The 12,951-nt window shown below is 74.7% G+C and carries 10 protein-coding genes; 2 read left to right on the top strand and 8 right to left on the bottom strand.

Going from position 1 to position 12,951, the window contains the following annotated elements; all coding sequences use genetic code 11:
- On the top strand, positions 1-714 hold a 714-nt coding region (locus OG335_RS00005), incomplete at its 5' end, for an ATP-binding cassette domain-containing protein (RefSeq protein WP_405008891.1).
- Between the two features lie 68 nt (positions 715-782).
- Here the strand turns inward: OG335_RS00005 and OG335_RS00010 are convergent.
- The 5 genes from OG335_RS00010 to OG335_RS00030 form a co-directional block, all read right to left on the bottom strand.
- Positions 783-2,066, bottom strand: coding sequence for a D-arabinono-1,4-lactone oxidase (locus OG335_RS00010; protein WP_405008892.1), 1,284 nt, complete (start codon positions 2,064-2,066; stop codon positions 783-785).
- Positions 2,067-2,284: 218 nt separating this feature from the next.
- Complete coding sequence (locus OG335_RS00015) at positions 2,285-3,316, bottom strand: polysaccharide deacetylase family protein (protein WP_405008893.1); 1,032 nt, start codon at positions 3,314-3,316, stop codon at positions 2,285-2,287.
- 25 nt (positions 3,317-3,341) lie between these two features.
- Positions 3,342-4,133, bottom strand: coding sequence for a phytanoyl-CoA dioxygenase family protein (locus OG335_RS00020; RefSeq protein ID WP_405008894.1), 792 nt, complete (start codon positions 4,131-4,133; stop codon positions 3,342-3,344).
- Positions 4,134-4,288: 155 nt separating this feature from the next.
- On the bottom strand, positions 4,289-5,347 hold the full coding sequence (locus OG335_RS00025) for a glycosyltransferase (protein WP_405008895.1): 1,059 nt from the start codon (positions 5,345-5,347) through the stop codon (positions 4,289-4,291).
- A gap of 792 nt (positions 5,348-6,139) precedes the next feature.
- Positions 6,140-6,298, bottom strand: coding sequence for a hypothetical protein (locus OG335_RS00030; RefSeq protein WP_405008896.1), 159 nt, complete (start codon positions 6,296-6,298; stop codon positions 6,140-6,142).
- 302 nt (positions 6,299-6,600) lie between these two features.
- On the opposite strand from OG335_RS00030, the gene OG335_RS00035 reads away from it, so the two are divergent.
- A complete protein-coding gene (locus OG335_RS00035; protein WP_405008897.1) occupies positions 6,601-7,836 on the top strand; it encodes a helix-turn-helix domain-containing protein in 1,236 nt (411 codons plus the stop codon).
- A 148-nt stretch (positions 7,837-7,984) separates the two neighbouring features.
- On the opposite strand, the gene OG335_RS00040 is transcribed toward OG335_RS00035, so the two are convergent.
- The 3 genes from OG335_RS00040 to OG335_RS00050 all read right to left on the bottom strand — a co-directional run bounded on the left by OG335_RS00040 (position 7,985) and on the right by OG335_RS00050 (position 12,826).
- On the bottom strand, positions 7,985-9,088 hold the full coding sequence (locus tag OG335_RS00040; RefSeq protein ID WP_405008898.1) for an alpha/beta hydrolase: 1,104 nt from the start codon (positions 9,086-9,088) through the stop codon (positions 7,985-7,987).
- Positions 9,089-9,176: 88 nt separating this feature from the next.
- Entirely contained in the window at positions 9,177-9,584 is a 408-nt protein-coding gene (locus tag OG335_RS00045; RefSeq protein ID WP_405008899.1) for a RidA family protein, read from the bottom strand.
- Positions 9,581-12,826, bottom strand: a complete 3,246-nt coding sequence (locus OG335_RS00050) for an amino acid adenylation domain-containing protein (protein ID WP_405008900.1) — start codon at positions 12,824-12,826, stop codon at positions 9,581-9,583. Before OG335_RS00050 ends, OG335_RS00045 begins: the two co-directional genes overlap by 4 nt.
- Between the last annotated feature and the right edge of the window lie 125 nt (positions 12,827-12,951).

Here is a 12,951-nt window from a genome sequence, read left to right on the forward strand (position 1 = left end):
CCGGCGACGTACTCCGGGCTGCTCGAACCGATCCGCAAGGCGTTCGCGAAGGCCAACGGCGTGAAGCCGGCGCTGTTCAGCGCCAACTCCGAGGGCGCCTGCCCCACCTGCAACGGCGCGGGCGTCGTCTACACCGACCTGGCGATGATGGCCGGTGTGGCCTCCCCCTGCGACGACTGCGAGGGCAAGCGGTTCCAGGCCTCGGTGCTGGAGTACCGCCTCGGCGGCCGCGACATCAGCGAGGTGCTCGCCATGTCGGTGGCGGAGGCCGAGGAGTTCTTCGGCACCGGCGAGGCCCGCACCCCGGCCGCGCATGCCGTCCTCGACCGGCTCGCGGACGTCGGGCTCGGCTACCTCACCCTCGGCCAGCCGCTCCCCACGCTGTCCGGCGGCGAGCGGCAGCGGCTCAAGCTGGCCACCCACATGGCCGACAAGGGCGGCGTGTACGTCCTGGACGAGCCGACCACCGGCCTCCACCTCGCCGACGTCGAGCAGATGCTCGGCCTCCTCGACCGGCTCGTCGACTCCGGCAAGTCGGTGATCGTCATCGAGCACCACCAGGCCGTCATGGCGCACGCCGACTGGATCATCGACCTCGGCCCCGGCGCCGGCCACGACGGCGGCCGGATCGTCTTCGAGGGCACACCCGCCGACCTCGTCGCCGCCCGCTCCACCCTCACCGGCGAGCACCTCGCGGCGTACGTCGGCGGCTGACCGCGCCGTCGCTCCCACCGGGCGGTGCGACACCCGCTGCCGCACCGCCCGGTGGCCACCCGCACGGGTCAGCCGTCGCCGAGCAGGGCGTCGAGGAACGCGTTGCGGAACTTCCCGGCCGGGTCGAGTTTCCGCGCCAGCCGTCCGAACTCGCCGGCCTGCTCGTAGCGCGCGGCCAGCTCGTCCGGGGCCAGGCCGGTGAGCTTGCCCCAGTGCGGCCGGCCGCCCAGCGGTATCAGCCGCTCCTCGACCGCCGCGATCACCGGTGCGACGGCGGCGGCGTCGCGGACCCACGTGAAGTGGAAGGTCGCCGTGGGCCGCCGGTACGCGGGGCTGAGCCACAGATCGTCGGCGGCGACCGTCCGGACCTCCGCGACGTGCAGCGCCGGCGCGACCAGGTCGCCGATGTCGCGCAGCGCCTCGAACGCGGCGGGCGCCGCCTCCCGCGGCAGGTAGTACTCCGACTGCAGCTCCTCCCCCGCGCCGGGCGTCAGCTCCGGGCGGAAGTGCGGAAGCCGCTCGAACCACGGCCCGGGCACGTCGAGTTGCTCGGTGCTGTGCTCCGGCGGCATGCCCGGCACGGGGTTGAGCGGGCGGTCCGCCGCCCGGCCGCCCTCCCAGCCGCTGCCGCTGTCACTGCTGCTATCACTGTGACTGCCGCTGCCGTCGGTACGCCGCTTGAGCCAGACCTGGGCCTCCGGGCCGCGCCAGTCCGTGAACACGCTGACGCTGTCGGCGGCGCCGAGGACTGCGTCGAAGCGGTCGGCGACCTCGGTGAGGGGTACCGCCACCCGGACGCGCTGCGCCATCGTGTACGCGGGTTCGACCTCCAGGGTGAGACGGGTGACGACGCCGAGCGCGCCGAGTGCGACGACCGACCCGGGGAAGGTGTCCGGTGCGGTGGCGCGGTCCAGCTCGACGAGGTCGCCCTCCGGGCCGACGAGTTGGAGGCCCGTCACGGCGGCGGCCAGACAGCGGCGGGCGTCGCCGGAACCGTGCGTGCCGGTCGCCACCGACCCGGCGACGGAGATGTGCGGCAGCGACGCGAGGTTGCCGAGGGCGAGGCCGGACCGGTGCAGGGCGACGGCGAGTTCGGCGTAGCGCAGGCCCGCCGGCACGCGGACCGTCGAGCGGTCGGTGTCCACGTCGACGGCGGCCGGCAGCCCGTCGAGCACGACGAGGTCGCCGGGCGCGGCGGCGACCCGGCTGAACGAGTGGCCGCTGCCGAGCGCTCTGATCCGGGCCGAGCCGGCGACGAGCCGGCGCAGCTCGTCGAGGTCGCGCGGCCGGTGGGTGCGCTCGGCGCCGAAGGCGACGTTGCCGGCCCAGTTCGTGGTCGGGAGGGACTCCATGGCGTGATCACTCCGATCGGTACGGGTACGGGCACGGGGGCAGATACGGGGGCAGATACGCGGGGCAGGTACGCGGGGCAGGCACGGGGGGCAGGTACGGGGCGGCGGACGGCCCGCGGCTGCACGTGCGGGGTTCCGGCAGCACGGGGCCGGGTGGGGGAGTGCCGCTCGTTCGGGCTCCCCCACCCGGCCCCGCCGCGTGCCGTGCGGGGCGCGGGTCAGCCGACCGGCGCCGTCACCATGTCGTCGACGAGGACGAAGCGGTAGTCGCGCTCCAGCAGGCCCTCGATGACGGCGGGCAGCGCCTCGACCGTCTGCGACCGGTCGCCGCCGCCGTCGTGCAGGAGCACCACCGACCCCGGGCGGGCCTCGGCGAGGACGGTGTCGGCGATGAAGTCCGCGCCGGGCATCGCCCAGTCGTCCGGGGCGACGTCCCAGAGCACGACGCGGGCGTCCTCCTCGGTGAGCCACCGCACCACCTCGGGGGTGCGTGCGCCGTACGGCGGCCGGAACAGCGTGGGCGCCGGGCCGTCCGACACCTCGGCGATCCGGTCGCGGGTGCGCGCGAGCTGCTCGACCAGCTCCGGGCGGGTGAGCTCCGGCAGGAACGGGTGCGACCAGGTGTGGTTCGCCAGCCCGTGGCCCTGTGCGCGGATCCGCCGGACCTCCTCCGGGTACGCGCCGGCGTTCATGCCCACGCAGAAGAAGGTCGCCGGCACGCCGTACCGCTCCAGCACGTCGAGGATCCGCCCGGTGTAGGGCGGCAGCGGGCCGTCGTCGAAGGTCAGCGCGATCTCCCGGCGCTCGCGGGGCCCGTGGTCGAGGCAGCGGCCCGCGGCGGACATCCGGGCCGTCGCGTCGGCGGCGGAGGCGATCCACCGCTCCAGCAGCGGCTCGCGCCCGGTCTGGGTGCCGCGGTTGCGGACCAGCCGGGTGAGCGCGGCCGGGGCGCGGGCCGCGGCGTGCGCGACGTCGACGGCCGGGACGGACCCGAACGACGGCCGTCGGGGCAGGGCGTCCTCGTCCGCCCGGAACACCTCCAGGCCGGCCGCCATCATGCGGCCGTCGAGGATCCCGTTGGTGCTCTCCACCACGGTGGCGTGCGGGCCCCGGATGCCGCGCAGGTACGCGATCATCTCATCGGCCCGGCCCGCGGCGAACTGCATCCGGGGCAGCACGCGTCCGCCGTCGGGGCCGACGGTGTCGACCTCGAAGCCGGTGGCGCCCCAGGAGACTCCTGAGTACAACATCCTGTACCTCCGTCGGGGCAGCGGCTCAGGCCGGCCGGGTGTACTCGGTGAAGTGGCGCTCGGCGAAGAGCTCGGGCCACCGGCCGTGGTCGAGGCCGAGGTCCTGCGCTCTGCGCAGCACGGAGCGCCAGTACGGCTTGACGGGCGGCCAGAGCCGGCCGGTCTCGCAGTAGGAGGCGTCGACGAAGTAGCGGTCCTTGCCCGCCGATCCGGGCCGGCGGCGCCGGGCGTGGAAGAGCGCCGAGTGCAGCACGACCGTCGACCCGGGCGGCAGCCGGTCGATGACCACCTCGCCCGGCAGCTCCCGGGTGCCGAGCCCGGCACGGGCGTCCTTGTCGGCCACCTCCCGGTGCGAGCCGGGCAGCACGGCCAGCGAGGACGTGCCGCGGTCGAGGCCGTCGAGGTAGTGCAGGGTGTGGATCATCGCGTACCGCCGGTCGGTCTGCGGCCGCTGCTCGTAGTCGTGGTGCCAGGCCTTGCCCGGGGTGTCCGGGGCCTGCCGGTCGCTGTGCAGGTGGTGGAAGGCGAACGACGGGCCCATCAGCCCGGCGAGCAGCTCCAGCAGGGGCGGGTGCCCGACGAGTTCGCCGTGGGCGGGCAGCTCCACCTCGACGACCGGCGGGGCGCCGTGCGCGTCGGGGTCGAGCACCGCGGCGATCGACCGGGCCCGCAGGCCGTCGTCGACCCAGTGGTCGGCCTCCCGCCGGAGCCGACCGGCCAGCTCGTCGGGGAGGAACCCGGGCAGGACGAGGTAGCCGTCCTCCGTGAACCGGTCGAGGTCGGTGGACCTGAGGGGCAGTAACGTCTGAGGGGTCATGGGCGTACTCCGCTCTGTTGCGTTCGGTGTCCCTCGGCGGGCGGCGCGGCCGCGGCGGGCCCGGTGCGCGGACGGGCCCTCGGCGGGCCCGGAGCGTCGCAGGCCGACCGCCGAGACGTCAGGGGCGGTGCCGTACGGGGGCGGGGCGGCCGGTGTCAGTGCCAGCCCCACCAGGTGAGGTCGCAGCCCTCCCAGTGGTGCACGGGGTCGGTCTCGTTCGACTCGAGGAGCCCCGTGGGCAGCACGACGGACCGCAGCCGCCGCTGCCCGTCGGGGGAGAGGACCACCAGGCGGCGGTCACCGGTGTCCGCCGCGTGGCCGACGAGGACGTACCCGAGGTCGCGGTCGTACCGCACCTCGACGGGGTCGCCCTCGGACAGCCCGGCCGCGGCGACGGCGACGGGGGAGTCCGCGGGGGCGCGCTCCTCCAGGCTCTCCACGTAGGGGAGTCCGGCGCGCTGGAGGTACGCCAGCTTGGCGATCAGACGGTGGTGCGCGTCGCCGTCCTCCAGGAAACGGCCGAGGATCTCCAGGTCGGTCGCGCCGATGTCGATGTTGCTGGACAGGTTGCCGCTGTGCATCTGGTAGACGTACGTCGGCTCGATCGGCAGCGACACGGGGATGCGGGCGGCCGCGAACCGCAGCCACAGGTCCCAGTCCTCCGCGTACCGGCACGGCCGGTAGCCGCCGACCGCCTCGTAGTCCTTGCGGCTGTAGAGGCAGCCGACGCCGAGGTAGTTGCGCACCAGCATGTAGGCGTACTGGTCGTCGGAGTCCGGCAGGCGCTCGGTGACCGGCCGCGGGATGTCCTCCGTCTCGTTCTCGACGAGCAGCAGCCGGCGGGGCGCGATCAGCCCGGGACGCTCGGCGTACGCCTTGGTCATGGCGGCGACGGCACCCGGCAGGAGCATGTCGTCCGCGTCGAGCTGGAGGACGAGTTCGGAGCCGGTCGCCGCGATGGCGGTCTGCCGGGCGTGCCAGGTGCCCCGGTGCTCGCCGCGGATGACGCGCAGCGGCAGCAGGTCGGTCCAGCGGCCGGCGCGCTCGTACGTGTCGTCGTCCGAACCGTCGTCGACGACGACGACCTCGGTCGGCGGGACGGTCTGGGTGACGAGGGAGGCCAGCGCGTGGTCGATGTGCGCGGCCCCGTTCAGGACGGGGATGATCACGGCGACGGTGGGCGTGCCCACCGGGTCGTGCGCGGTCAGGGGCATGGGTTCTCCTTCGAGGAGGGGTTGACGGCCGGCCGGGCGTGTTCTCGGCGGCTGCCGGCTCTGCGGGGTGTGCCGGTTCGGCGGCCTGACGGTCCGACCACCGGACCCCGACGGCTCGGCCACCGGTCCGACGGCTCGACCGACGCGCGGCGGTCGGCCTGACGCACGGTCGGACCAGGCGGTCCGCCGGGTCGGTACGGCCCCGCGGGGACGCCCGCGCAACGGTGTCGGAACGGGGCCGGGTCGGGGCCGGGTCGGGACTGGAACGGGGCTGGAACACGGGGCCGGGTCGGGACTGGAACGGGGCTGGAACACGGGGCCGGGTCGTGGCCGGACCGGGACGGAAGGCGGATGGGAAAGCGCTCTCTCGTTCGGGCATGGCCGGCCGCAGCGCCGCAGGTCCGAAATGGGTGCTTCCGTGGGCCTGATGGGGCCTGTGGGACGGTCGCCCGCGACGAGCCGGGCGGTCGGTTCGAGACCGCCGACGCGGTTTTTCGGTGCAGGGCAGAACACAGGCGTTGGCGGAAAGCTGGGAGAGCGTTCTCCCGATTGGCCGCGCTCACCCGGAGCCCGGAATGCCGCTATGGCAAATCGTTGACAAGTTTAGTCAAGATCCCTGCGGGAGTGCGGCGAGGAAAGGTGCCGATTCACCCGGGAGAAGTCCGCCGGCCGACCGTCACAGGTTCCGGGCGTCCGGGGTCCGAGGACCCGGGCCGACCGGGCGGCGCGGCGGACGGGAGGTGCGTGCGGGACGCGGCCCGCACGGCGCGGGGGTCGTGCGTGTCCGTCGTGTCACGGCCAGTCGATGTCGTCCAGGCCGTCGCCGGCGAGGACGACGGTCGAGGCGCCTCCCGGCGCCTGGATCGCCGCGCTCGACGGGGCGGCGACCAGGAGGGCCAGCAGGAGGGTGGCGAGGGCGGCGGCGGAGGCGGTTCCGATGTACTTGCGCATGACGGCTCCAGTCGAGGAGGGGCAGGGATCGGTGCATCCGTTGGTACGAGAAGAAAAACTAGTCGCGGGAAAAGATCGTTGGCAAGTCCTTGCCTGAAAGATGTCAAATTAGTGACAAGGTGTCACTCTGTGGTGAAGATCACTTGCCTAGCGTGTGCGGGCACAATTGCCAGAAACGGTGTCAGCCCATTACAGTTGCCTCTGGCACAGTGGTGAGGCTCCCGGCATGTCCCTGCAGGCCCCCCGCAGGGGGCTGACCGTCTGACCGAAACTGAATCCGTGTGGATTGTGGGATCAGCATGATGGAGCAGCCCTTTTTCGGCCGTCGCCTCAGGGAGTTGAGGCAGGAGCGCGGCCTCTCGCAGGCCGCCCTCGCGGGCGACGAAATCTCGACCGGATACCTGTCGCGACTGGAATCGGGAGCGCGGCAACCGACCGATCGCGTGGTGGCCTACCTCGCCGACCGGTTCGGCGTCGACCGGTCCGCCTTCGACGTGCCCGCCAGCGGCGGCTCACTGGCCCAGGCCCTCTCCATCGCGACGTCCACGGACAGCGACGAGGCGATCGAAGCCCTCATCACCGCACTGAACCGCGCCCCGGGAGCCGACCTCCTCTCGCGCTGGCAGGCCCTGTGGGTGGTCTTCCGCTACTGGCGGCGCCAGGGCCGGCACTCCGAGGAGCGCGCCTGCCTGGAGGAGCTCGCCCGGATCGCCGACGAACTCGGCCTGCCCGAGCTGCAGTGCCGCGCCTGGGCACAGCTCGCCCGGCTGCTCCGGTCGACCGGCGAGGTGGCCCGCGCCATCGGCGTGGCCTCCCGCGCCTACCAGCTCGCCTCCGAGGCGAAGCTCTCCGTCTCCGACACCGGAGCGGCGCTCCAGACCCTCGTCGCCGCCGAGGCCGAGGCCGGTCAGCTGCCCGACGCCCGGGCGCACGTCGACGAGCTCGTCCGGCTCACGGAACGCGGCGGGTCGGACGTGGCACGCACCGAGGCGCTGTGGTCCGCGGCCACCGTCCGCTCCCGGCAGGGCGACCACGACGGCGCCCGCGACTACCTGGAGCGCGCGATGCTCGGCCTGGAGAGCAGGGTCGACCTCACCCTGTGGGTGCGGCTGCGGCTCGCCGCCGCCTCCCTCTACCTCCAGACCAAGCCGCCCATGGTCGACCGCGGCCGGGACTGCCTGCAGGAGGCCGGGACGGCGCTCTCCCTCGTCGGCACGCCCGTCCTGCGGCAGGAACTGCTCACCCTGCAGGCCTACCTCGCCTTCCACGAGGGGCGGTTCGACGACGCCCGCCGGGCGCACGACGAACTCAGCCGGGACGAACTCCTCCTGGTCTACCGCGACCAGGTGCGCCTGGGCATCCTCGACAGCCGCCTGCTGCTCCTGGAGGGCAGGGAGGCCGAAGGGCTCGGCCGGCTGAAGGAGCTGGGCGAGGAGGCCCGTCAGAGCTCCAACATCGACCTCGCCGCGGACATCTGGCGCATCCTCGCGGAGGCCCTGGAGGAGCTCCACCAGGGCCGGCCCGTCCCCGCCCCCTGAGTCGGCGCCGCGCACCCGCGGCACCCACCCGCGGCATCACGGCATCACGGCATCACGGCATCACGGCATCACGGCACGACGGCAGGCCGACGGCGGTCCCCCACCCGGACGGGGGACCGCCGTCGGCCGTACGTCGTGCCGCCCGCGCTCAGAGCTCCAGGACCCGCCGCAGCCACGCCACCCGGGCGGCGTGCGCGCTCCGCGAGACCACCGCCGACGGCACCCATTCGTCGAAGCTGTGGAACGCCCCGGCCCAGACGTGGAGTTCAGCCTCGCAACCCGCCCGCCAGAGGCGCGAGGCGTAGGCGACGCCCTCGTCGCGCAGCGCCTCCACCGAGCCGACCTCCAGGAACGCCGGGGGCAGCCCCGCGAGATCGTGGGCCCGCGCGGGCGCGGCGTACGGCGTGACGGCGTCCGTACCCCGGCGGTCACCGAGCAGTGCCGTCCAGCCCGCGCGGTTGGAGAGGCCGTCCCAGAGACCGACCCGGGCCATCTGCCGGGCGGAGAAGCTGTCGGAACGGTCGTCGAGCATCGGGAACTGCAGCAGCTGCCCGGCCGGCCGGGGCCCGCCGCGGTCACGGCAGAGCAGGGCGAGGCCGGCGGCCAGCGCACCTCCCGCGCTGTTGCCGCTGAGCACGATCCGGTCGGCCGGCAGGCCCAGCCGTACGGCGTGGTCCGCCAGCCAGAGCAGCGCGGCGTAGCAGTCCTCCACCGGCACCGGGTCGGGGTGTTCGGGCGCGAGCCGGTAGTCGACGGACAGCACGGCCAGGCCGAGCTCCCCGGCCCGGTCGAGCTCCCCGGCGAGCTCGGTGCTGCGGTGGCTGCCGGCCACCATCCCGCCGCCGTGCGTGTGGTGGACGACGCCCCGCGGCACGTCGACGGCGGTCGGCCGGCACAGCAGCAGGGGGATCGCGGGCCTGCCGTGCGCGGCGGGTACCTCCAGGTGCTCCAGGGTGAAGGCGCCGCCGCGGAGGATCTGTGCGTCGGTGAGCCGGCCGGCCGCGCTGCGGCGGCGACGGTCCGGGATCAGCGCCGGAGTCAGCGGCATCGCGAGGTCGGCGAGGATCGCCGCGAGCGGCTGCGCCAGCTCGCGGTCGAACGGCGGCGGGGCGCCGCCGGCGGTGCGGGCCGCCGCCGTACGGGTGTCGGTGACGGTGTCGGTGGGGTCGCCGAGGGCGGGGTTGCCGCGGTCGGTCGCGGTGCCGGGGTCGGTGGAGGTGCTGTGCCCGGTGGGGGCGGCGAGGTCGGTCATGGCACTCCTGCCGTGGACGGTCGGGGACGCGGTGCGGTGGGCGGAAGCGGAAGCGGCATCGGCAGCGGCTGGGGGGTTGTGCCGCGGTTCAGGGCGCGTCGTCCGCGAGGATCGCCAACGCGTCGACCTCCAGAAGGAGTTCGGGCAGGAACAGCGCCGCCACCTGCATGACGGTGCTGGCCGGCGGGCGCTCGGTGTCGATGAACTCGTCGCGGACGGCGAGCACCTCGGTCAGGTGCGCCATGTCCGTGAGGTGGACGGTCAGTTTGACGACGTCGTCGAAGGTGCCCCCGGCCGCGGCCAGACAGGCCCGCATGTTGGTGAAGACCTGCCGGGCCTGGGCGGCGGGGTCGCCCTCGCCGACGAGGGAGCCCTTCTCGTCGAAGGGCAGCTGTCCGGCGACGGCGGCCAGCCGGCCAGGGCCGGTCACCACGTGCGTGTAGCCGTCGCTGGGCGCGACGCCCGCGGGTGCGGAGATGTGGGTGAGTCTGGTCATGCCGGTACTCCTGGGGAGAGAGGGGCCGCGTGCGGTGCGGGGGCCGTGAGACGGCCGGTGAAGCGGTCGGCGAGCTCCCGGGCGGTGGACTCCGCGACGGCGTCCGGACGGAAGGCCACCTCCAGGCGCATGCCGCCGTCGTCGTCGGGCCAGAGCTCGGTGTGGAGTTCGAGCGGCAGCTCCAGGTACGGCTGCCGGAGGAACGCCGTGTGCAGGCCGGGGAGTCCGAGCCGGGGTGCGGCGTTGTCCTGGAGGGCGAACAGCACCTGGTAGAGGGGTGGCCGACCGGTGCGTCGCGGCTCGGTGAGTCGCAGCACGTCGGCGAACGGCACGTCCTGGGCGGCGAGTGCGCGGGCCACCGTGCGGCCGGTCTCCCGTGCGCCGGTCGTGCCGCCGTCGAGCGCGGTGCCGCGCAGCCGCAGGCAGAGCATCTCGATGTGGCAGCCGACGGCACCGGCGAGGATCGGCGAGTCGCGCTGCGCCACGGGTACGCCGACCCCGAAGTCCCGCGCACCGGTGGTCTCGGCCAGGGCCGCGGCCCAGTGCGCGAGCAGGGCGCCGAACCGGGTCGTGCCCGCGTCCGTCGCCAGGGCGTCGACGCCGGCGAGCTGGGCCGCGGTGAGGCGGGCCTCCACCCGGCCCGGACCCGTGGCGTCGCGGGTCCCGTCGGCGGAGGGCCAGGGCAGGGCCGGGAGACCCTTCAACTCGTCGCGCAGGTACGACTCGTGGCGGTCGCGCGGCCCGGCGTGCCGGGCGTGGCGGAGGCGTTCGGCGTGGACCTCCGCCAGGCCGGGCGCAGGCCGGGGCGGCTCCGCATCGGCCTGCGGGCCATGGACGGTGGCGGCCGTGCGTTCGGCGTAGGCGTCGGCGAGGTGCCGGGCGAGGACGGACTCCGACCATCCGTCGAAGGCGATGTGGTGCACGACGCAGCCGAACACCGCGGTGCGCGGTCCGTCGGGCGCGCCTGCGGGCCTCACCGGCACCAGCGCCGTGCGCCACACCTCACCTTCGTCCAGGGCGAGTTCGTCGGCGAGTTCGGTGCGGAGCGCCCGGACGGCGGCGGCGGTGTCCGGTCGGTCGGGCAGGACGTCGAGCAGCGGTGGCGGGATGTCCGTCGGCCGTGCGTGCGGGGCCGGGTCGAGGAAGTACCCGCTGTGCAGCGGTTCGTGGCGGCGATGCACGTCGGCGACGGCGTCCTCCAGCGCGCCGTGGTCGAGGTCGCCGGTGATCGTCCAGGTGAGCAGGCAGTGTGCGGTCAGGTCGGCCGGTTCGAGCATCTGCCGGGTGAGGTAGACGGTCTGCAGCGGTGTCAGCGGTGTCAGCGGTGTCAGCGGTGTGTCGGTGGGGTCGGGGGAGGGACCGGAGCCGGTGGCCGCGTCCTGCGGGGGAGTGCCGGTGGCGCGCAGCCAGTCGGCGAGAGAGGTGACGGTCGGCAGCTCGTAGAGGCGGGAGACCGGCACGGGCCGGCCGAGGCGTGCGGCGAGGCGGGCGCAGACCCGTCCGGCGCCGAGGGAGCTGCCGCCGAGCTCGACGAAGGGGGTGTCGAGCGGTACGGCGTCCCGCCGGAGGACCTCGGCGAAGGCCTCGGCGACCACGCGGTCGGCGGGGTCGGTGAGGGTGGCGGGTGCGACGTCCGGGTCGGCACCGTCCCGTGGGCGGGCCGCGGGGGGTGCCGCGGCCAGGGCGAGGAGCGCGGCTTCGTCGAGCTTGCCCTGCGGGGTGCGGGGGAAGGCGCCGACGGCGACCACGGCGGCGGGCCGCTGGTAGGGGACGAGTGCGGTGTCCAGGATGCGTACGGCGTCCGGCAGTCGGTCGCCCGGTTCCTGCGGGGTGCAGAACGCCACGAGCTCCCGGCCGCCGTCCGCGGTCTGCCGTCCGAGCACCCGGCAGGCGGTGACGCCGGGCAGCAGGCGCTCGATCTGCCGTTCCACCTCGGCGGGTTCGACGCGGTGGCCGCGGATCTTGAGCTGGCGGTCCGCGCGGCCGCGGAAGTGCAGGAGGCCGTCGGTGTCCCACGTGCCGAGGTCGCCGGTGCGGTAGAGGCGCCGGGGGCGCCCGTCGATCACGACCGTGACGAAGGCCCGTGCGGTGAGGGCGGGTTCGCGGAGGTAGTGGAGGGCGAGGCCGTCGCCGCCGAGGCAGATCTCGCCGGTGCGGCCGGCGCCGCAGGGGCGGTCGCCGTCCAGCACGTGCACCTGGGTGCCGGGGACGGGACGCCCGAGCGGGATGCCGCCGGGGAGGTCGCAGTCGACCTCCGTGATGCGGTGGGTCGTGGCGAAGACGGTGTTCTCGACCGGGCCGTAGCCGTTGAGCAGCGCGGTGCCGGGGTGGCGGCGCAGGAACCGGCGGACGTGCGGGGCGGAGAGGCGTTCGCCGCCGGTCATCACCTGGGTGACGCCGCGGAAGGCGTCGAGGTCCTCGTCGACGACCAGGTTGAAGAGGCTGCTGGTGAGCCAGACGGTGTCCGCCCGGTGGGTGGTGACCGCGTCGCGCAGCGCGGCGGGGGAGAGGTAGGCGTCCTCCACGACGAGCGAGGTGCCGCCGTTGAGGAGGACGGACCAGAGCTCCAGGGAGAAGGCGTCCCACGGGGTGGGGGCGGCGAGCGGCACGACGGAGTGCGGGGTGAACCGGGCGAAGCCGTCGGTCGGGAAGAGTCGTGCGGTGGCGCGGTGCGGGGTGACGACGCCCTTGGGCCGGCCGGTCGTGCCGGAGGTGAAGAACACGCAGCAGGCGGCGTCGCCGCCGACGGGCACCGGACGGAAGCCGGCGGGCGGGTCGACCGGTTCGGCCGGCGGGGTCCACACGAGCGGTTCCCGGCCCGTGCCGGTCGGTGGCGTCGTGGCCTGGCCGGTGCCGGGCAGGCCAGGATGGCCGGGTGGGGCGATCAGCAGCGGCGGGTCCAGCAACTCCCGTACGCGGCCGAGGCGGTCGGCGGGCCAGGCCGGGTCGAGCAGGGCGTACGCCGCGCCGGTCTTGAGCACGGCGAGCAGGGCGGTGACGAGGTCGAGGCCCCGCGGCAGCAGGACGGGGACGAGGTCGCCCGGCACGACGCCGGCGGCGGTCAGGCGGCCCGCCCAGGCGTCGGCCGTGCGGTCGAGCTGCCGGTAGGTGAGGCGGCCGCCGGTTCCGACGAGGGCGGTCCGGTGCGGGTGGCGCCGCGCGGTGCGGGCGAACGTCTCGTGCAGTCCCTCGTCGGGCGCGGTGGAAGTGCGCCCCTCGGTCCATGCCGGGTCAGGTAGCACGCCGACCTCTCCCCTCGGGTCCGGTCGGCCTCGCAGTCCACCGCGGAGGCCACCAATGTTGCCAACTGGAAGGCAAGATATTGCCACAGGCTTGTCCGGTCTGGCAATGTTGGCCGGGCCGCGGC

Source organism: Kitasatospora sp. NBC_01539 (assembly GCF_045040525.1).
Lineage (GTDB): Bacteria > Actinomycetota > Actinomycetes > Streptomycetales > Streptomycetaceae > Kitasatospora.